This is a genomic window from Pseudomonas stagnisoli (assembly GCF_048595745.1).
GTDB lineage: Bacteria > Pseudomonadota > Gammaproteobacteria > Pseudomonadales > Pseudomonadaceae > Aquipseudomonas > Aquipseudomonas alcaligenes_A.
On the sequence record NZ_CP184361.1, the window covers coordinates 954,253 to 973,626 of the forward strand.

General features: G+C 66.2%; 21 protein-coding genes. 8 read left to right on the forward strand and 13 right to left on the reverse strand.

What is annotated here, in order from left to right; genetic code table 11:
- Positions 1-129 precede the first annotated feature (129 nt).
- The 5 genes from fmdA (at position 130) to ACOAPY_RS04585 (ending at position 5,465) form a co-directional block, all read left to right on the forward strand.
- A complete protein-coding gene (gene fmdA / locus ACOAPY_RS04565) occupies positions 130-1,359 on the forward strand; it encodes a formamidase (RefSeq protein ID WP_142136559.1) in 1,230 nt (409 codons plus the stop codon).
- 54 nt (positions 1,360-1,413) lie between these two features.
- Complete coding sequence (locus tag ACOAPY_RS04570; RefSeq protein ID WP_142136560.1) at positions 1,414-1,761, forward strand: FmdB family zinc ribbon protein; 348 nt, start codon at positions 1,414-1,416, stop codon at positions 1,759-1,761.
- A gap of 135 nt (positions 1,762-1,896) precedes the next feature.
- Complete coding sequence (locus ACOAPY_RS04575) at positions 1,897-2,940, forward strand: aliphatic amidase (RefSeq protein ID WP_465155251.1); 1,044 nt, start codon at positions 1,897-1,899, stop codon at positions 2,938-2,940.
- Positions 2,941-3,057: 117 nt separating this feature from the next.
- Positions 3,058-4,089: an AAA family ATPase gene (locus ACOAPY_RS04580; protein ID WP_465155253.1), complete on the forward strand. Its 1,032-nt coding sequence runs from the start codon at positions 3,058-3,060 to the stop codon at positions 4,087-4,089.
- A 44-nt stretch (positions 4,090-4,133) separates the two neighbouring features.
- Entirely contained in the window at positions 4,134-5,465 is a 1,332-nt protein-coding gene (locus ACOAPY_RS04585; RefSeq protein WP_465155255.1) for a DEAD/DEAH box helicase, read from the forward strand.
- A gap of 3 nt (positions 5,466-5,468) precedes the next feature.
- On the opposite strand, the gene ACOAPY_RS04590 is transcribed toward ACOAPY_RS04585, so the two are convergent.
- The 4 genes from ACOAPY_RS04590 to ACOAPY_RS04605 are packed head-to-tail and all read right to left on the reverse strand — an operon-like array spanning position 5,469 to position 9,731.
- Positions 5,469-5,921 (reverse strand): PAS domain-containing protein, encoded by a 453-nt coding sequence (locus ACOAPY_RS04590; protein WP_076426993.1) that lies wholly within the window; start codon positions 5,919-5,921, stop codon positions 5,469-5,471.
- Between the two features lie 3 nt (positions 5,922-5,924).
- Complete coding sequence (locus tag ACOAPY_RS04595) at positions 5,925-6,935, reverse strand: response regulator (protein WP_465156714.1); 1,011 nt, start codon at positions 6,933-6,935, stop codon at positions 5,925-5,927.
- A gap of 43 nt (positions 6,936-6,978) precedes the next feature.
- Positions 6,979-8,697, reverse strand: a complete 1,719-nt coding sequence (locus tag ACOAPY_RS04600) for a diguanylate cyclase domain-containing protein (RefSeq protein ID WP_465155258.1) — start codon at positions 8,695-8,697, stop codon at positions 6,979-6,981.
- A complete protein-coding gene (locus ACOAPY_RS04605; protein WP_465155260.1) occupies positions 8,694-9,731 on the reverse strand; it encodes an extracellular solute-binding protein in 1,038 nt (345 codons plus the stop codon). The genes ACOAPY_RS04600 and ACOAPY_RS04605 overlap by 4 nt, the downstream gene beginning before the upstream one ends.
- Before the next feature lie 121 nt (positions 9,732-9,852).
- On the opposite strand from ACOAPY_RS04605, the gene ACOAPY_RS04610 reads away from it, so the two are divergent.
- Entirely contained in the window at positions 9,853-10,704 is an 852-nt protein-coding gene (locus tag ACOAPY_RS04610; protein ID WP_465155262.1) for a mechanosensitive ion channel family protein, read from the forward strand.
- On the opposite strand, the gene ACOAPY_RS04615 is transcribed toward ACOAPY_RS04610, so the two are convergent.
- From ACOAPY_RS04615 to fabR, 7 genes are all read right to left on the reverse strand, one after another.
- A complete protein-coding gene (locus ACOAPY_RS04615; RefSeq protein WP_465155264.1) occupies positions 10,696-11,298 on the reverse strand; it encodes an LOG family protein in 603 nt (200 codons plus the stop codon). The genes ACOAPY_RS04610 and ACOAPY_RS04615 overlap by 9 nt on opposite strands.
- 236 nt (positions 11,299-11,534) lie before the next feature.
- Complete coding sequence (locus tag ACOAPY_RS04620) at positions 11,535-12,416, reverse strand: hypothetical protein (RefSeq protein WP_465155266.1); 882 nt, start codon at positions 12,414-12,416, stop codon at positions 11,535-11,537.
- A 43-nt stretch (positions 12,417-12,459) separates the two neighbouring features.
- Positions 12,460-13,032: a HupE/UreJ family protein gene (locus tag ACOAPY_RS04625; RefSeq protein ID WP_465155268.1), complete on the reverse strand. Its 573-nt coding sequence runs from the start codon at positions 13,030-13,032 to the stop codon at positions 12,460-12,462.
- Between the two features lie 11 nt (positions 13,033-13,043).
- Positions 13,044-13,658: an urease accessory protein UreG gene (ureG, locus tag ACOAPY_RS04630; protein WP_076580385.1), complete on the reverse strand. Its 615-nt coding sequence runs from the start codon at positions 13,656-13,658 to the stop codon at positions 13,044-13,046.
- A gap of 16 nt (positions 13,659-13,674) precedes the next feature.
- The gene (locus ACOAPY_RS04635) at positions 13,675-14,349 is read right to left on the reverse strand and encodes an urease accessory protein UreF (RefSeq protein ID WP_465155270.1); all 675 of its coding nucleotides are present in this window, start codon (positions 14,347-14,349) and stop codon (positions 13,675-13,677) included.
- Positions 14,346-14,846: an urease accessory protein UreE gene (gene ureE / locus ACOAPY_RS04640; protein ID WP_286947567.1), complete on the reverse strand. Its 501-nt coding sequence runs from the start codon at positions 14,844-14,846 to the stop codon at positions 14,346-14,348. Before ureE ends, ACOAPY_RS04635 begins: the two co-directional genes overlap by 4 nt.
- 153 nt (positions 14,847-14,999) lie before the next feature.
- Positions 15,000-15,635, reverse strand: coding sequence for an HTH-type transcriptional repressor FabR (gene fabR / locus ACOAPY_RS04645; protein WP_076580389.1), 636 nt, complete (start codon positions 15,633-15,635; stop codon positions 15,000-15,002).
- A 140-nt stretch (positions 15,636-15,775) separates the two neighbouring features.
- Between fabR and ACOAPY_RS04650 the strand changes: the two genes are divergently transcribed.
- Positions 15,776-16,858, forward strand: a complete 1,083-nt coding sequence (locus tag ACOAPY_RS04650) for a ferredoxin reductase (RefSeq protein WP_465155272.1) — start codon at positions 15,776-15,778, stop codon at positions 16,856-16,858.
- Between the two features lie 10 nt (positions 16,859-16,868).
- Positions 16,869-17,948, forward strand: a complete 1,080-nt coding sequence (locus tag ACOAPY_RS04655; protein ID WP_465155274.1) for a fatty acid desaturase family protein — start codon at positions 16,869-16,871, stop codon at positions 17,946-17,948.
- A 26-nt stretch (positions 17,949-17,974) separates the two neighbouring features.
- Here ACOAPY_RS04655 and ACOAPY_RS04660 read toward each other — a convergent pair whose 3' ends face one another.
- Both ACOAPY_RS04660 and ACOAPY_RS04665 read right to left on the reverse strand, forming a co-directional pair.
- Positions 17,975-18,181: a hypothetical protein gene (locus ACOAPY_RS04660; RefSeq protein ID WP_465155276.1), complete on the reverse strand. Its 207-nt coding sequence runs from the start codon at positions 18,179-18,181 to the stop codon at positions 17,975-17,977.
- 160 nt (positions 18,182-18,341) lie between these two features.
- On the reverse strand, positions 18,342-19,286 hold the full coding sequence (locus tag ACOAPY_RS04665; protein ID WP_465155278.1) for a lysylphosphatidylglycerol synthase transmembrane domain-containing protein: 945 nt from the start codon (positions 19,284-19,286) through the stop codon (positions 18,342-18,344).
- Between the last annotated feature and the right edge of the window lie 88 nt (positions 19,287-19,374).

The window sequence follows — 19,374 nt, forward strand, 5'->3', positions numbered from 1 at the left end:
TTGCCATTACTGGTTCTGCGCATACGTCATCCAACGTATTTTCGCGCTTGCCGCACTCCCCGAGACTGGCTCCCGTACCCCGGCGCATCAATGCGTCAGGCACCCACCACTGGTCCCAGGAGCAACGTCATGACCGACACCCTGATCAAGGTCGACCTCAACCAGGCCGCCACCGAGAACGAACAAGTCCACAACCGCTGGCACCCGGACATCCCGATGGCCTGCTGGGTCAAGCCCGGCGACGACTTCATCCTGGAAACCTACGACTGGACCGGCGGCGCGATCAAGAACGACAACGACGCCAGCGACGTGCGCGACGTCGATCTGTCCACCGTGCACTACCTGTCCGGCCCGGTGGGCGTGCATGGCGCCGAGCCAGGCGACCTGCTGGTGGTCGACCTGCTCGACATCGGCGCCAAGCCGGACTCGCTGTGGGGTTTCAACGGCTTCTTCTCGAAGAACAACGGCGGCGGCTTCCTTACCGACCACTTCCCGTCGGCGCAGAAGGCCATCTGGGACTTCAAGGGCATGTTCACCAGCAGCCGGCATATCCCGGGCGTGAACTTCGCCGGCCTGATCCACCCCGGCCTGATCGGCTGCCTGCCGGACCACAAAATGCTCGCCGAGTGGAACAAGCGCGAGCAGGAGCTGATCGACACCAACCCGACCCGCGTGCCGCCGCTGGCCAACCCGCCGATGGCACCGACCGCGCACATGGGCAAGCTCACCGGCGCCGCCCGCGACATGGCCGCTGCCACCGGCGCGCGTACCGTGCCGCCGCGCGAGCATGGCGGCAACTGCGACATCAAGGACCTGTCGCGCGGCTCGAAAATCTTCTTCCCGGTCTATGTCGACGGTGCAGGTCTGTCGGTGGGCGACCTGCACTTCAGCCAGGGCGACGGCGAGATCACCTTCTGCGGTGCCATCGAAATGGCCGGCTGGGTGCACATGAAAGTCGAGCTGATCAAGGGCGGTATGGCCAAGTACGGCATCAAGAACCCGATCTTCAAGCCCAGCCCGATCACCCCCAACTACAAGAACTACCTGATCTTCGAAGGCATCTCGGTCGACGATGCCGGCAAGCAGCACTACCTGGACGTCAACCTGGCGTACAAGCAGGCCTGCCTCAACGCCATCAACTACCTGACCAAGTTCGGCTACTCGCCGGCCCAGGGCTACGCGCTGCTCGGCTCGGCGCCGGTGCAGGGGCATATCAGCGGCGTGGTCGACATCCCCAACGCCTGCGCCACCCTGTGGCTGCCGACGGAGATATTCGATTTCGACATCAACCCCAGCGCCAGCGGCCCGACCAAGTTCCTCGACGGCAGCATCGACCTGCCCATCGCCTACGACAAGTGATCCTCTCCACCCCTCTCCCGTCGGGAGAGGGGTCAGCGTCACGAGGAAATGACCATGCCGATCTACGAATACGACTGCCCGCAGTGCGGCGACTTCACCGTGCTGCGGCCGATGGCCGAGCGCGACGAGCCCTGCGCCTGCCCGTACTGCGACACCCAGAGCGCGCGGGTGATTCTCAGCGCGCCGGGCCTGGCCACCTTGCCGGGCAGTCAGCGCCGCGCCCATGAAACCAACGAACGCGCGCGCCACGCGCCGCAGACGGTCGAGGAGTACGCCAGCAAGCGCAAGCACCCGGCCGGCTGCAGCTGCTGCGGCCCGAGCAAGCCGGTCGAGCGGACCAAGGCCAATCCGCACGGTCTCAAGGCCAGCCCTTCCGCGCGGCCGTGGATGATCAGCCACTGACTTGTTTCCGTGCTGGGCTGAGCCCAGTGCGTTTCCCTGTAGGAGCGGCCTTGGCCGCGAAGCTTCTTGCATGGCCGACGTTCGCGGCCAAGGCCCGCTCCCACGGCGTCATGTCTCAGCCAAACGGAGGTTTCCATGCGTCACGGCGATATTTCCAGCAGTCCCGATACCGTCGGCGTCGCCGTCGTGAACTACAAGATGCCGCGCCTGCACAGCAAGGCCGAGGTGCTCGACAACGCGCGCCAGATTGCCGCAATGATCAAGGGCATGAAGCTCGGCCTGCCGGGCATGGACCTGGTGGTGTTCCCCGAGTACAGCACCATGGGCATCATGTACGACAAGGGCGAGATGATGGCCACTGCCGCGACGGTGCCGGGCGAGGAGACGGCGATCTTCGCCGCCGCCTGCCGCGAGGCCCGGACCTGGGGCATCTTCTCGCTCACCGGCGAGCGCCACGAGGAGCACCCGCACAAGGCACCGTATAACACGCTGGTGCTGATCAACGATCAGGGCGAGATCGTGCAGAAGTACCGCAAGTGCATCCCCTGGTGTCCCATCGAGGGCTGGTATCCGGGCGACCGCACCTATGTCTCCGAGGGCCCCAAGGGCCTGAAGATCAGCCTGATCATCTGCGACGACGGCAACTACCCGGAGATCTGGCGCGACTGCGCGATGAAGGGCGCCGAGCTGATCGTGCGCTGCCAGGGCTACATGTACCCGGCCAAGGAGCAGCAGGTGCTGATGGCCAAGACCATGGCCTGGGCCAACAACTGCTACGTGGCGGTGGCCAACGCCACCGGCTTCGACGGCGTGTACAGCTACTTCGGCCACTCCGCGCTGATCGGCTTCGACGGCCGCACCCTCGGCGAATGTGGCGAGGAGGAAATGGGCATCCAGTACGCTCAGCTGTCGGTCTCGCAGATCCGCGATGCACGCGCCAACGACCAGTCGCAGAACCACCTGTTCAAGCTGCTGCATCGTGGCTACACCGGCGTGTACAACTCCGGCGATGGCGACAAGGGCGTGGCCGATTGCCCGTTCGAGTTCTACCGCACCTGGGTGCTGGACGCGCAGAAGGCCCAGGAGGACGTGGAGAAGCTGACCCGTTCGACCATCGGCGTGGCCGATTGCCCGGTGGGCGAACTGCCGCACGCCGGCAAGGAACGTACGGCCGGGTAGGCTTGTCTCCCCTCTCCCCCTGGGAGAGGGGCCGGGGTTGAGGGGCTGCCTTATCGCTCCCTCACCCTGACCCTCTCCCGGAGGGAGAGGGAATCACTCCCCGCACCGGAGCCTGCAATGCCCTTCGCCAACGACCTGCTCGAACACAACCGCCAGCGACTGGCCGAGGCGGCGCCGGCCAGCCTGCAGTCGCGCTTCCTGTTCGAGCCGGCCACGGTCATGGCCCTGCTGCGCGAGCGCATCGTCGGCCAGGATGCGGTGCTGGAGCAGGTCGAGGCGCTGCTCAAGGTGGTCAAGGCCGACATCGGCGAGCGCGAGCGGCCGCTGTCGGTCAATCTGTTCACGGGCCCTACCGGCGTCGGCAAGACCGAGGTGGTGCGCCTGCTGGCGCAGGCCATCCATGGTCGTGCTGATGCCCTGTGCCGCATCGACATGCACACCCTGGCCCAGGAGCATTACGCCGCCGCGCTGACCGGCGCGCCGCCGGGCTATGTCGGCAGCAAGGAAGGCACCACCCTGTTCGACGCCGAGGCTATTGCTGGCAGCTTCGGTCGCCCCGGCATCGTGCTGTTTGATGAACTGGAGAAGGCCAGCCCCGAGGTGCTGCGCAGCCTGCTCGGCGTGCTGGAGAACGGCCGCCTGACCCTCACCGCCGGCAGCCGCACCCTGGACTTCCGCAACAGCCTGATCTTCATGACCAGCAACGTCGGCGCCCAGCCGGTGCAGCGCCTGCGCGAACGCTTCGCGCGTGGCTGGCGGCGCTGGCTGGGCCTGCGCGCCGACGAGGCCGGTGAGCGCGAACGAGCGCTCACGCGCAGCTTCGACCCGGAGTTTCTCAACCGCATCGACCGCATCCTTGATTTCCAGAGTCTCGACGACGACTGGCTGCAGGCGCTGCTGGAGATCGAGCTGAGCAAGCTCAACCAGCGCCTGGGCCGCCAGGGCCGCTCGCTGTGGCTGGAGGAGGGCGCGGTGCAGTGGCTGTGCCGCGCCCACGACGCACGCTACGGCGCCCGTGCATTGGCGCGCCGGGTGCGTACCGAGCTGGAGCCGGCGATTGCCGACTGCCTGCTGCGCGACCCGGCGGCGATCCGTCTGCGCGCGCAAGTCACTGACGATGGGTTGTGCGTGGTGGTCGAGCACGACTGAACGAACGGTTAAACTGGCAGCTTTCCGCTTCCGGTTGCTCCGCCATGTCCTTCGCCAACCTTGGCCTGATCGATTCCATCCTGCGCACACTTGAGGCGCTCGACTACCGCGAGCCCACGCCGGTGCAGAAGCAGGCCATTCCCGCCGTGCTCAAGGGCCGTGACGTGCTTGCCGCGGCGCAGACCGGCACCGGCAAGACCGCCGGCTTCGCCCTGCCGCTGCTGCAGAAACTGACCATGGAAGGCTCGCAGGTGGCGGCCAACTCGGTGCGCGCGCTGGTGCTGGTGCCGACCCGCGAGCTGGCCGAGCAGGTGGCGCAGGCGGTGCAGCAGTACGCGCAGAATCTGCCATTACGCACCTACACGGTGTACGGCGGGGTCAGCATCAACCCGCAGATGATGAAGCTGCGCAAGGGCATCGACCTGCTGGTGGCCACGCCCGGCCGCCTGCTCGACCTGTACCGGCAGAATGCCGTGCGCTTCGACCAGCTGCAGGCGCTGGTGCTGGACGAGGCCGACCGCATGCTCGACCTGGGTTTTGCCAAGGAGCTGGACGAGCTGTTCTGCGCGTTGCCGCGCAAGCGTCAGACCCTGCTGTTCTCCGCCACCTTCTCGGACGCCATCCGCCTGATGGCCAAGGAGCTGCTGCGCGACCCGCTGTCCATCGAGGTCAGCCCGCGCAACACCACGGCCAAGGGGGTCAAGCAGTGGCTGGTGACGGTGGACAAGAAGCGCAAGAGCGAGCTGCTGCTGCACCTGTACCGCGAGCGCGGCTGGGACCAGTTGCTGGTGTTCGCCAAGACCCGCAAGGGCGTTGACGAGCTGGAGCAGCTGCTGCTGGCCGAGGGCATCGCTGCCGACTCGATCCACGGTGACAAATCGCAGCCGGCGCGCCTGCGCGCGCTGCAACGATTCAAGGCCGGCGAGGTGCGTGTGCTGGCCGCCACCGACGTGGCCGCGCGTGGCCTGGACATCAGCGAACTGCCGCGGGTGGTCAACCTCGACCTGCCGATCGTCGCCGAGGACTACGTGCACCGCATCGGCCGTACCGGTCGTGCGGGCGCCACAGGTGAGGCGGTGTCGCTGGTCTGCGCCGACGAAGTCGAATTGCTGGCGGCCATCGAGACGCTGATCGGCCAGGTCATCCGGCGCCAGGACGAGCCGGGCTTCGAACCGGATCACCGGGTACCGGTCACGGCCCCCGGTGGCGCCGTGCTGAAGAAGCCGAAGAAGCCCAAGGTCAAGCTGGTGCCGGGGGCCGGTAAGGGCAAGATCCACATGGGCAACTGGTTCGAGGCTGATGACGACAAACCCAAGGCCAAGGCCGTGCGCGCGGTACCCAAGTTCGGCGAGAAGCCGCGGCCGAAGAAGAAGTGACGGCTACTGGGGCGTGGTCTGGCGCAGCTGCGCCTCGGCCGCCTCGGTGACGTCGTAGATCATCAGGCAGACGTGCTCGACCTCGCGCCCGGCGGCGGCCAGCGGCATGATGGTGAGGTTCTGGTACATGAAGTCGGCCTGCCCGGTGATCGGCCGATAGGTCTCGAAGCGCAACAGGTAGGGGCGCTGCTGCCACAGGCTGAAGGCGCGGGTACCCAGGCGCAGCACGGTACCGACCTTGCGCTCCAGCCAGACCCGGTCGATCTCCGGGAACAGCTGGAACAGGCTGCGCCCCTGCACCTGGTCGGCGCCCAGGCCCGAGTGGTTCTCCATGAAGCTGTTCCACACTTCCACGCGGAAGTTGCGGTCCATCACCAATACGCCAACATCCAGGCACTGGACGATATCCAGCAGCCAGTGCAGTTCGCGCATGTCGATCTGGGCTTCACCGGCCATGTTCTACTCCATCAGGTACTGGATCTTGGCTGTCAGCCGCGGAATCGAGTTCTCGGTGAACAGCAGCAGCAGGTCGAAGTTCACTTTGTGGTTTTCCAGTCCGTAGCTGATTTCCACCGCGAGGGTTTTGCGCCAGCGCGCGCCGTTGAACTGGATCAGCTCATCGATGCTGCGCGCGTGCTGGCCGAGCAACTGCGGATGTCCCTGGGAAAAGCGGATGTCGAGCTGCTCGGCGATACCGGACAGACAGGCGCCGATGAGGATGCTGGCCAGGTCCATCAGCATTTCCGAAGTGGCAGCATCGCTGCCGGTGCGCAGCCCCAACAGGTGGGCGATGTCGGCGACCTGCGAGTCATGGAACAGCAGCAGGGCCTCGCCAGCAATGGCCTCGCCGACGAACCCCTGGCACACCGCGCTGAGCTGCTCGCCGCGGTTGGCGTCGGTCAGGGCCATGTGCAGCTCACTGGCTTCAAAGATGTTCACGGCGGGGATTGGCAGCTGTACGAATACCCCCAGTTCCTCGGCCAACAGCGCGGCGGCGCGGCCCATGGCTACGTTGCTGACCTCGCGCAGGGCATCGCGGAAGCCGACCTTGGGCGTCGGCGCGGCGGTGGGGACGACGGGCTCGATGTCCGCTGCCGTGGCTGTCAGCTGCAGCAAGCCCAGTTCGTCGAGGGTGGCGCGTAGTGTCTCGGCCGGTGCTGGCTTGCGTACGAATGCCAGCGCCCCCAGCTCGGTCACGCGGCGCCGCGCCTCTTCCTGCACGTCTCCCGAAACCACGATGATGCGGCAGGCATGCCCTTCTTCGCGCACCTGGGCCAGTACCTGGTAGCCATCCATCACCGGCATGGTCAGGTCGAGCAGCACGACCTCGCCCAAGCCCTGGCGGATGGCGGCCATGGCCTCCTCGCCCTGGCTGGCCTGGGTGATGTTCACCGGCCATTCGGGGGGCAGGGCGCGGATCAGTTGCTTGCGCGCCATGGCGGAGTCGTCGCAGACCAGCAGTGGAATCAATGGAGTCACCCGGCAAAGTCAGTATCCGATAGCAAGCATAGACTCAGTGCTGCTCGTTGGATTCATAGCTATAGGTATTACGGCCCGCATTCTTCGCCGCGTACATGGCGCGGTCGGCCTGTTGCACCAGGGATTCGATATCGTCGCCGTCGCGTGGGAACAGGCTGACGCCCATGCTGGCCTGGACCTGAACCTCGTGACCGTCGAGCAGCATGGGCAGCTGGAAACGTTCGTGCAGCTTGTGCAGCACGGCAACGACCCGACTGGGGTCGTCGAGTTGTTCGATCAGAATGACGAATTCATCGCCCCCTAGGCGCGCTACCGTGTCGCTCTCACGCGTGGCCGAGCGCAGAAGGTTGGCGACGGCCTGCAGAACGCGATCGCCTGCACTGTGGCCGAGGCTGTCATTGAGCTCCTTGAAGTGGTCGAGGTCGACAAAGATCACCGCCAGCGGCCTGGCGCTGCGGCGCGCGGCCGCCAGGGCGTGCTCCAGGCGCTCAAAGAAGAAACGGCGGTTGGGCAGGCCGGTCAGCGGGTCGTGCCGGGCGAGGTGCTCCAATGCGCTGCGACTGCGCCCGAGCTCTTCCAGGTGCTCGACGATCTCTTCCTGCATCTGTACCAGGCTGCGTGCCAACTGGCCCAGCTCGTCCTGACGCTGTACAGGCAGCGGTGCGCTCTTGCGCTCGCGTGCGAACTGCTGGACGGCCAGGTTGATGCTCGTGAGCGAACGCGTCAGTGCTCGTGAGGCGATGGAGGCGATCACTACGGCCAGCAGGCTGGCGAATATCACCACCTGGATGATGAGGCTGCCAAGCCGGTTGCTCTCCTTGAGCACATACTCTTCCGGCTGTGCCAGGCCGAGTACCACGAAGCTTTCGGCATTGCCGGGGTTGGTGGTGAGGCGCACGAAGGCGGCGACCAGGTCGCTTTTCCCGTCGTTGCTGCGACCAATCAGGCTGGAAACATCACTGTCCAGGAGCTGGCTGACGGCAGGGAACTCTTCCTGAAGGAAGACGCGGCGCCCCTGATCGAAGCCGAAGGTGCGGCGCTGGTCGGGATGGATGAGCAAGTCTCCCCAGCGGTTGCTCAGGTACACGTGGTAGTAGGACGGCAGCTCGCCCTTTAGCTGGTCGAACAGCTGGTTGAGGTCGATATTGATGACGATCAGCGCATAGGCCTTGCCGTTCTCATCCGCTATTGGGGTGGACACGTGCAGCGTCGGCTGCCCTAGACCCGAGTGGGCACCGAGTTCGTGATTGATCACGATGGGCGAGAGCCGCACCTGGCCCGGAGACAGGCGCAGGGTATCGAACACATAGTCGAAGTGCCCCTTCTCCTGCAGTGCAGCGCCCTCTATGCGCAGTGGCTGTAGGCCGTCACGGTCGACCCGTACCTGTTCCAGGCCATGACCGGCGGCACTGATCATGCGAATCTGCATGTATTCGGGGTGGACCTGCATCAGGGTGCTGAATAGTTTCGCCAGGTCTCGCTCGGCGTGCTCGCGATCCTGCTCGCGGGTAAGTTGGGGCAGTGTTCTTCCCTGGGCGATACCCGCCAGCATGAGGGTGTCACGCGAGATGCCGTCGATATTGCCGCGCAGGTTGCGACCGAGCACCTGGGTGGCCGTCAGCAGGTCACGTTCAGCCGCCTTCAGCAAGGTTGCGCGGCTGCTGCTGTAGCTGTAGTAGCCGGTCAGTCCACAGGCTAGAACCCCGAATACAGCCAGCAGGCTGCCCAGCTTGAAGGCTATGCCGAACCTCATGGCACCTCCGCCAGAGGGGGGCGTTCGCCGGAAAGAATGCGCTCCCAGAGCTGCGCCCGGCGTTTGGCATCCTCCACCGGACGCAGCCAGATCATGCGCCCGGAGATGTCCATGCTTTCCGGTTCCTGAAGGGTATTGGACAGGCCCTGGCGCTCGACCAGGGCACGGCTCATCGGTTCCTCCAGGCTGAAGTCGATCCAGGCTTCGGCCAAGGCCAGGTTGCGAGCCCCGCGGCTGACTGCCCAGCAGTCGAGCCAGGCCAGCGCCCCCTCCTGGGGGAGGACATAGCCGACGTCCGCGCCGGCATCACGCAGTTGCTTGAGCTGCTGGCGCCCATAGTTGGCCCACAGCAGGGCAATGCGGTGCTCCCTGAACAGGCTGGCCGCCTCTTCGGGCAGCGAGTAGAAGGTCAGCACGTTGCGGCGCAGGGCGATCAGCTGCTCGCCGAGCATCGGGAAGTCTGCTGCATCGATCTGGAACGGGTCTCGGCCGCGTGCCTGGCTGGCCAGCGAAAAGTTGTGGCTGCTGCCATTGAAGGCCAGTACCCGCCCCTGCAGTCTGGGGTCCCACAGGCTGGTGATGGAGCTGGGGGGCTCGGCGAACTGGCTGCGGTCGTAGATCAGCCCCGTTTCGGAGTAGGTATACGGAATGGCGTAGACCTTGCCATCGTGGGTGATACCGGGAATCTTCGGGTAGTCGCGGAAGCGCCACAGTTGCTGGGCCGTGCGGGGGATGCGTGCCGGCTGTAGCGGCTGCAGCAGTTTCTGCTGAACATAATGCTCGATCTCCGCCGTATTGGCGGCGATCAGGTCGTAGTCATCACCGTTGTTGCGGGCCAGCTTGCTGCGCAAGGCGTCATCGTTGCCGACCAGGGTGACTTCCACTCTGACGCCATGACGCTGTTCGAACTGCTTTACCAGATCGGCATCGGCGTAGCCCGGCCAGGTCAGCAGGCGTAATGACTGTTCTCCGGAGGCATAGCCCGGGGCCAGGGGCAGCAGTACGGCGAGCAACACCAGGATCGGGCGCATCATCGAGGTAACCGGAGGAGGGGCGCACAAGCAGTGTATACGATGGCAAATTGCCCTGCTGCCAGCGTTTTCCGCGCTGCGTGCTAGCGTTTTCCCAGTCATCCACCGTTTGCGGGAGAGCGTCATGGAAGAAGGGCAAGCACTGGTCTCGGCGGGTACCGCCAAGGTCAATCAGTTGTTGGAACTGGCAGCGCAGTATGGAGCTGCCTTCGCCGTGAAGATCCTGGCCGCCATCGCCTTCTGGGTGGTCGGCCGCTGGCTGATCGGCTTCGCCGTCGGCCTGCTGCAAAAGGGCCTGGGCCAGCAGAAGGTCGACCCGACCGTGCTGCGCTACCTCGGCAACTTCGTCACCGTGACCCTGAACATCCTCCTGGTGATCGGCATCCTCGGCTACTTCGGGGTGCAGACCACCACCTTTGCCGCGCTGATCGCCGCGGTGGGCCTGGCGATCGGCATGGCCTGGTCAGGGTTGCTGGCCAACCTGGCCGCCGGGGGCTTCATCATCGTCCTGCGGCCGTTCAAGGTGGGCGACTTCGTCACCGTCGGCGGCGTGACCGGCACGGTCACCGAGATCGGTCTGTTCGTCACCGCCATCAATACGCCGGACAATGTGCTGACCCTGGTGGGCAACAACAAGATCTTTGGCGACACCATCCAGAACTACTCGCACAACGCTTTTCGCCGTGTCGACCTTAAGGCTCAGCTGGCGGGCTCGGCCGACTGGAAGGGGGCAGCGGCGCTACTCAGGCAGCGCATCGCCGCCATCGACAATGTGCTGGCGACACCGGCCGTCGATGTCGAGATCCTGGAGTTCAATCTGGTCGGCCCGGTGCTGGCGGTACGTCCCTATTGCCATACCGACCACTACTGGCAGGTCTACTTCGACAGCAACAGGGTGATCAAGGATGCCCTGGGTGAGGCCGGCTTCCCGGCACCGATGCCGGCGCAGACGGTGATCGTGCAGCAATCAGGTTGAGGGCGGCGACTTGGGCTCACGGTCGACCCATTTGGGAGCGGCCGTGGGTTGCCAGGCGCTCATCCGGTCGAGCAGTGCTGCCGGTGACGCATCGATCTGCAGGATGGCGCGGTGCTGCTCGCGGACGAAGCGCTCGGCCACCAGGTGGTCGAGGAAGTCGGTGAGGCGTGCGTAGAATCCCTCCACCTCAAGCAGGCCGAGTGGCTTGGCGTGGTAGCCGAGCTGGCCCCAGGTCCAAACCTCGAACAGCTCCTCCAGGGTGCCCAGGCCACCGGGCAGGGCGATGAAGGCATCGGCCAGCTCGGCCATGCGCGCCTTGCGCGCGTGCATGCCGTCGACCACTTCCAGGCGACTCAGGCCCTTGTGGCCGATTTCGGCGCGCTCCAGGCTCTGTGGGATGATGCCGATGACCTCGCCGCCAGCGGCCAGGGCGGCGTCCGCCACCACGCCCATGAGGCCGACGGCGCCACCGCCATAGACCAGGGTCAGGCCGCGTTCGGCGATATGACGGCCGAGCTGGGCGGCAGCCTCATGGTAAATGGGGCGGGCGCCGGGGCTGGCGCCGCAGAATACGCAGACTGACTTCAGGCTCATGCACTGTGCTCCCATGGACGAAAGGGCGCACAGGGTAACCCTGTCCGATCGGTCAGGCGAGTTCCTGCGGGCAGCGGCCGCTGGCGCCGGCGGCGTAGGTCGCGAGAAGACTGTGCAGCAGGTCGTGCAGGTTCATGGCGTTCACTCCCGGGCAATAATGGGGTAAGCCTAGGTGGTGCCACCGGCGAATGCCGGTTGATTGTCTCGATCAGACCGATAGCCTGGCCTGGAGACACTCAGGGCAGCGAGGTCAGGTTCTTCCCCGCGCGCTCGCCGAAGAACCTGTCCAGCCAGGCCCGGTAGTGCTTAACCGTGGTGGGTGGCACATAGACGTGTTGGGCGGCGACGAAGTGCGCGATCACTTCCGGCTGGCGGGCGATCTGGTCGATGCGCCGGACCAGCTCCGCGCCAGCCGCGTTCTTGCTGCAGTAGATGCCGCTGACGATGGGCGTGTTGGCCTCCTGCAGCGGCAGCAGCGTCACCGCTAGCGTGGTCGGGCGTTGCTGCTGGGCGAACTGGATGACTTCCGCATACTCCAGCAGGTAGTCGACGCGGCCGCGTTCGAGCATGTCGAACAGGTTGTTGCCGGCGCTGCTGGTCTGCACACGTATCAGTTGTGGCTGGGCGCCGGGGGCCAGCAGCAATGGGTCGAGCGCGGGCCCGTAGCTGCGGTCCTGAATCAGCCCGCCGCGCAGACTGCGATCGCGCAGCAGCTGTTGCAGGGACACTTCCGCTTGGTCGCCGGCAATGCGCTGACGGTCCTCGCTGCGAATCAGCAGCTGATGCGGCATGGCCACGAACAGGCTGACGTAGTGGCCAAACTGGTCTCGCTCGGCGGTCCGGAAAGTCGGCAGGAAGCAACTCAGGGGTTCGCGCTTGACCTGCTCGAAGCCACGGGTGAGGTTGACCAGGCTGTAGCGGTGCTGGTACTCGGGCAGGCGCTGGATAATCTGCTGCAGCAGGTCGATGATCACGCCGCTGCGCGGCTGCCCGTCTTCGATGTTGACCAGTCCCGGCCAGGGGCTCATGCCCCAGGTGACTTCGAGTGGAGTGGGGCTCTGCGCCCTGGCCAGGCCGGTGACGCAGAGCAGCAGGCCGAGCAGAAGGCGCGCGAGCATGGAGGAGACCGCATTGAGGAGTTTCGGCGCCAGTTTACCGGTATCAGCTCCCCAGCAGCCACACGCCGGCACCTGCCGATGCAGCGCCGGCCGCGCGCACCAGCGGAGCGGCCGCCTGCGGTAGCCAGCGTACCAGCGCATAGCCGGCACCATGCAGGGCAGCGGTGGCGGCGACGAAGCCGACCGCGTAGCCCCAGGGGCTGGCCAGCGCCGGAAGTTCCAGGCCGTGGGCCACGCCGTGGGTCAGGGCAAACAGGGCAGTCAGGCCCAGCGCCATGGCGACCGGCAGGCGCGCGGCAACCGCTACCAGCAGACCGAACGCCAGTACCGAGCCGGCGATGCCAGTCTCCATCAGCGGAATTTCCAGTCCGGCGAAGCCGAGCAGGCCGCCGAGCAGCATGGTCACAACGAAGGTCAGTGGCAGTGCCCAGCGCACGGCGCCGCTCTGCTGGGCGGCCCACAGGCCGACGGCGAGCATTGCCAGCAGGTGGTCGAGGCCGGTGATGGGATGGGCGACGCCGGCCAGCAGGCCGGAGTGGTCATGGCCGCCATGGGCGAAGGCCAGCGCCGGGCTGAGGAACAGGGCGATGGCGAACAGGGTTTTGCGCAGTTGCATGGTGGATCTCCTTAGGCGGCGCCGAGCATGCCGTGGCGTTCGATGAAGGCGATGATCTGGTCCAGACCCTGGCCCACTTTCTGGTTGCTGAACACGAAGGGCTTGTCGCCACGCATCTTGCGCGCGTCGCGGTCCATCACTTCCAGCGAGGCGCCGACCATCGGCGCCAGGTCGACCTTGTTGATCACCAGCAGGTCGGACTTGCAGATGCCGGGGCCACCCTTGCGCGGCAGCTTGTCGCCGGCGGACACGTCGATCACGTACAGGGTCAGGTCCGACAACTCCGGGCTGAAGGTGGCGGAGAGGTTGTCGCCACCGGACTCGACGATGATCAGGTCGAGTCCCGGGAAGCGCCGGTTGAGCTGCTCGACTGCTTCGAGGTTGATCGAGGCATCCTCGCGGATTGCCGTATGCGGGCAGCCGCCGGTTTCCACGCCGATGATCCGTTCGGGCGCCAGGGCCTCGTTGCGCACGAGAAACTGGGCGTCCTCCTGGGTGTAGATGTCGTTGGTGACCACGGCGATGTTGTAGCGCTCGCGCAGGGCGCGGCACAGCGCCAGGGTCAGGGCGGTCTTGCCGGATCCGACCGGGCCGCCGATGCCGACGCGCAGAGGTTGGCTGTTCATGGCTGAGTTCCTTGTTTCATGAGCGGAAGAGACGGCTGTACTGGCGCTCGTGCGCCATGCTGGCCAGGGCCAGGCCAAAGGCGGCGCTGCCCCAGTGTTGGGAATCCAGGGTGGTGGCCTGGTGGCGGGCCTGCTCCAGCAGTGGTAGCAGCTCCGAGGTCAGACGCTGTGCGGCCTGCTGGCCCAGTGGCAGGGTTTTCATCAGCACGGCCAGCTGGTTTTCCAGCCAGCCCCACAGCCAGGCGGCCAGGGCATCTTCGGCGCTGATGTTCCAGGTGCGTGCAGCCAGCGCCCATGCCGGTGCCAGGCCGAGCTCCGGCTGTGTCTTCAGAAAGGTTCGGGCCGCTTCGTCGAGCTCTGGCAGGCCCTCCAGCAACTGCTTCAGCGAGTAGCCCATCTGCCGGCTCTCCAGGGCCAGCTCGCGGCTCTCGCGGCTGGCGCGGTGGTGTTCGGCGAGGTCGGCCAGGCTGTCCCAGTCGTCCGCCGCTGCGGCCCGGCAGTGGGCCAGCAGCAGGGGTGCCTCAAAGCGCGCCAGGTTGAGCAGCAGTTGGTCGGCGATCCAGCGCCGCGCGCTGTCCGGGTCCTGCACCAGGCCGCTGTCGACTGCCATTTCCAGTCCCTGGGAATAGCTGTAGCCACCAATCGGCAGCTGCGGGCTGGCCAGGCGCAGGAGTTGCCAGGCGGGATTCACAGGCGCACGCCGAACTGGTGCAGGCGCGGGCCGTAGTTGAACTCGGCGTCGCCATGATGGGAATGGTGATGGCCGCCGCCGTAAGCACCATGTTCGGGCTGGAAGGGCGCCTCGATCGGGCAGGTGCTGGCGCCGAGCTGGTCGAGCATGGCCTGTAGTACGTGGTCTTCGGGCAGGCGCAGCCAGCCGTCGCCAAGCTGCAGGGTGACGTGGCGGTTGCCCAGGTGGTAGGCCGCGCGCAGCAGTTCGAAGCTGCTGGCGCAGGTGACGTGCAGGAGTTTCTCCGGGCGCGCGCAGACCCGCACGATGCGCCCGTCCTCGGCGCGCAGGCAGTCGCCGTCATGCAGCGGCGGTTGGCCGCGTTCAAGGAACAGACCGACGTCCTCGCCGGCCGCACTGAAGCAGCGCAGGCGGCTCTTGCTGCGGGCATCGAAGGTCAGGTGCAGTTCTTCATCCCAGTAAGGCTGGGGGGGCAGGCGGTGATGGATCACCAACATAGGGGGCTTCCGGCCGGGCAATGGTCCTGTGACCAGAGCAAGGCCCTTGCCAAGCCGGTGATGCCCGCCGCTGGCGGGGCTGTGCCAGAAGTTGGGGCTTACGGATGCCTTATGTTGGTGCGCTGTCTATCGAGAGGAGCTGTTCTGGTGCGCTCAGTCGCGGCCCTGGCCGAGACCGCGCCAGTGTTTGGCGCCGATGAAGATGAAACGCAGCTGCTGGGTCATCTTCGCTTCGGGAGTGAGGTGCACGGGCAGGCCCTCGGCGGGCGGGTCAATCAGCTCGGGCAGGGTGGCGAACACGGTCTTCACCACCAGGTCGGAGACCACGTCGAGTGCCGCATCGTCCAGGTGCGGAGTGCGGTTCATCAGCTTGAGGTCGGCGGCCAGGTCGTCGGTGATCTGCTGGCGCAGGCGGCCGATGGCCTGGCGCACCGGCTGCGAGCCACCGTATTGCTCGCGGGCGAGGAAGAGAAACTGGTTACGGTTGTCGCTTACCGCGTCGAGGAAGATGCGCGTGCTGGCCTCGATGATGCTGCCCATCTCGAACTGGCTGCGGCGCACTTCGCGCAGGGTGCTGCGGAAAGTGGCGTCGACCTCGGCGACCAGGGCCAGGCCCAGCTCGTCCATGTCCTGAAAGTGCCGGTAGAAGCCGGTTGGCACGATGCCGGCGGTGCGGCTGACTTCGCGCAGGCTCAGGCTGCCGAAGCCGCGACCGCTGTCCATCAGGTTGCGCGCGGCATCCATCAGGGCCCGGCGGGTCTGCTGTTTCTGTTCGGCGCGTGGTGACATGGCATTCGGCAGGTGGCGAGATTGCGGCGCACTCTAACAAAAGCGTTTTACCGGCGTCGAATGACAATCAGTGAACACTTGTTGACTGAAGTGAAGTGCTTCTGGCATTTTGTGAACACTTGTTCACTGGAATATGTCGCATGTCGCTCTTGCCTCTTTTCGCCATCCGCTGGCTGGCACCGCTGCTGGGACCTGTGCGCGTGCTGGTTGCGCTAGGCTGGCTGCGCGAGTCGGAAGTCGATGCCGTGCTGGCCTGGCTGCACCCGGCCTGGCGCCTGAACCGGGTCTTCGCTCGGGTGGCGGCGCGCTGCTGGGTCAGTGACGACCTGCTGGCGCTGCGCCTGCGCTGCAATGGCAATGCGCGTGGCTGGCGCCCTGGCCAGCATGTGCAGCTGTACCTGCCGATCGATGGGGTGCGCCATAGTCGCAGCTACAGCCTGACCCGGGTCGAACGTGGCGGCGCCATCGAGCTGGGCATTCGCCGCCAGCCGGGCGGCCGTTTCTCCAATCATCTGCTCGACCACCTGGCCGTGGGCGATCTGGTCGAGCTGGGCATGGCTCAGGGCGATCTGTGCTGGCCGCAGGCGGCGCCTGGCGTCGGGCTGCTCGCCGCCGGCAGCGGTATCACGGCACTGCTCGGGCTGCTGCGCGAGGCGCTGGAAGCCGGCTATGCGGCGCCGGTGACGTTGCTGCACTACGTGCGTGCCAGTGGCCAGCAGGCGTATGCAGCCGAGCTGCAGGCGCTGATGCAGCGCCACCCGAACCTGCAGGTGTACTGGCAACTCACCGGTCCCGAGGCGGGGCCGCAGGGCGGGCGCTTCCGGGCCGCGCACCTGCAGGGCATGGAGGGCTTTGCCCTGCTCGTCTGCGGGCCGGCAGGGTTCGTCGAGGCAGTGCGGGCGGGCGCTGTGGGCGCGCTGCAGGCAGAGGCTTTCAGCCCCCTGCGGCATGCGCCGGAGGCCGGCCAGGCGCTGCGCCTGAACTTCTCCCGCAGCCGCCTGGAAAGCCTGGGCGACGGCTCGCGCAGCTTGCTGGAACAGGCCGAGGCGGCCGGCTTGCGGCCGGCCCATGGCTGCCGTCAGGGCATCTGTGCCGGCTGCACCTGCACCCTGCTGGGCGGGGCGGTGCGCGACCTGCGCAGCGGCCAGGCCTTCGCCGAACCCGGCCAGCCGATTCGCATTTGCGTCAGCGCGCCGCTGGGCGATGTGCAACTCGATCTCTAGGACAACGACGATGCGACTTGACCGTGAACTGACCCCCGTGGAACTCGACGCCTTCGCCGCCGAACTGGACGAACTGCGCCGCCAGACCCTCGCGTCGCTGGGCGAGGCCGATGCCCGCTACATCCGCCGGGTGCGCGGCGCCGTGCGCCTGTGCTGCTGGAGCGGCCGCGCGCTGCTGATGTTCGGCTGGTTCCCGCCCACCTGGCTGCTTGGCAGTCTGCTGCTGGGCCTGGGCAAGATCCTCGAGAACATGGAGCTGGGCCACAACGTGATGCACGGCCAGTACGACTGGATGAACGATCCGGAGCTGGCCGGCCGGCGCTACGAGTGGGACATCGTCGGTCCGGCCGACTTCTGGCGGCACACGCACAACCATACCCATCACACCTGGACCAACGTGATCGGCATGGATGACGACGTCGGCTACGGCGTGGTGCGCCTGTTCCCCGAACAGCGCTGGAAACCCTTCTACCGCTGGCAGCCGCTGTGGGTCACGCTGCAGGCGCTGCTGTTCCAGTACGCCGTGGCGATCCAGCACCTGCGCCTGGACAAGTGGTACAAGGGCCGCATCAGCGGCGCTGAGGTACGCCCGCTGCTGCGCCAGTTCGGCCTCAAGGTCGCGCGCCAGTGGCTCAAGGACTACGCCCTGTTTCCCCTGCTGGCGCTGCTGCTCGGTGCCAATGCCCTGGCGGTGCTGGCAGGTAACGTGCTGGCCAACCTGCTGCGCAACCTGTGGACCTTCCTGGTCATCTTCTGCGGCCACTTCACCGAGCGCGCGGCGGTGTTCAGCCAGGAGTCGGTGCAAGGGGAGAGCCGTGGTCACTGGTACCTGCGCCAGCTGCGGGGCTCCAGCAACCTGGAGGGGGGGCGCCTGTTCCATATCCTCACCGGCAACCTCAGCCACCAGATCGAGCACCACCTGTTCCCCGACCTGCCGGCGCGACGCTATGCCGAGCTGGCCCCGCGTGTGCGCGAGATCGCCGCGCGCTACGGCCAGGTCTATAACAGTGGCCGCCTGTCCCGGCAGTTCGCCAGCGTGCTACGACGTATCTGGATCTACCGTCTGCCGCCGGTGGCGACGGCGCCATAAAAAGCCCGGCGGGCGCCGGGCTTGGCTCAGACGGCTCGGCGCGTGCCCCGCGAGGCCCCGTTCTCGGCGAGCAGGTGGTTGTGGGGCAGGTAGTCGGCAGCGCTTTCGGCGACGGTAGCGGGAGCGCTGCTTTGGCGCAGCTCGGTCAGCGGCGGCTGCTCTTCGCCCGGCAGGGCGAAGGCGACGCTGGTTAGGCTGGACAGGATAAGGCTGGCAATCAGGTGCTTCTTCATCTCGAGGCCTCCGGTGGAAGCGGACAGTGGCTACGGAGCACAGGGTACTCAGGTAGCGGCGAGACAGAAGTCGATCATCCTGATGGTGTTCATCGACGTTGCTGATGCAGGTCGTGACAGGCGGGCTCAGGCCCCGGGAGCGGGGCACGGCGGCCTGGGACTACCGGTCTGCCGGCAGGCGCCGCAGACGCCATTGGCTCCATTCGAAGCCGAGCACGACCAGCAGCGACAGTGCGAAGGGCAGCAGCAGGTAGAAGGCGCGGAACACAATCAGGGCTGCCAGGACGTCGACCTTCGGCAGTTCCGGCATGGCGGCGAGGAAGGTTACCTCTAGCACGCCGAGCCCGCCTGGCGCATGAGACAGCAGTGCCAGGGAGAAGGAGGCGAGGAACACACCGAGCACCACGACATAACCCGGGTTGTTTTCCGCCGGCAGGGCGAAATAGATGATCGCGGCGGCGCAGGCCAGCTCCAGCGGACCGGCAATCAGCTGGCGGCCAACGATACCCAGGCGCGGGTATTCGACATGCAGCTTGCCCCAGGTCCAGGGCTTGAACTGACGCCAGGAGCCAAGTGCGTAGAGCGCCACCAGGCCCAGCAGAATCAGGCCGATGGCAACCGACAGCCAGGGACTCACATCCGCTACCCGGCGGATCAGTTCTGGCTCGTAGATCAGGACCGCGCCACCGGACAGCAGCACGCCGAGGGCGAAGGTGAAGGAGCAGAAGACGATCAGTACGCCGATCTCCTGTGGCGTCAGTCCCTTGCTTCGGTAGGCGCGGTAGCGCACGACGGCTCCGGAGAACACCGAGGCGCCGATGTTGTGAGCCAGGGCGTAGGTGGTGAAGGAGCACAGGGTGATGAACCACCAGGAAATCTTCTTGCTCAGGTGGGCAATGGCGATGCGGTCGTACCAGGCCAGGGCGCAGTAGGCGCCGAGGGTCGCTCCCGCCGCCAACAGCCAGTTGTGCAGGCGGATGGCGTGCAGGCTGTCAGTCAGCTCGTCCAGGGAGATGGTGCGGATCTCCTTGTAGAGCAGGTAGCAGGAAAACACGACTGCGGCCAAACCGACGACGGTCCAGATCCAGTCGCTTCTCTTCATCATCGACGATGGCTCCCCGTCTTTAATTCAACGCAGTCCGTTGGCTACTGTGGCGCACACGCGGTAAAGCGGGCAGGCGGTGCGCAAATCG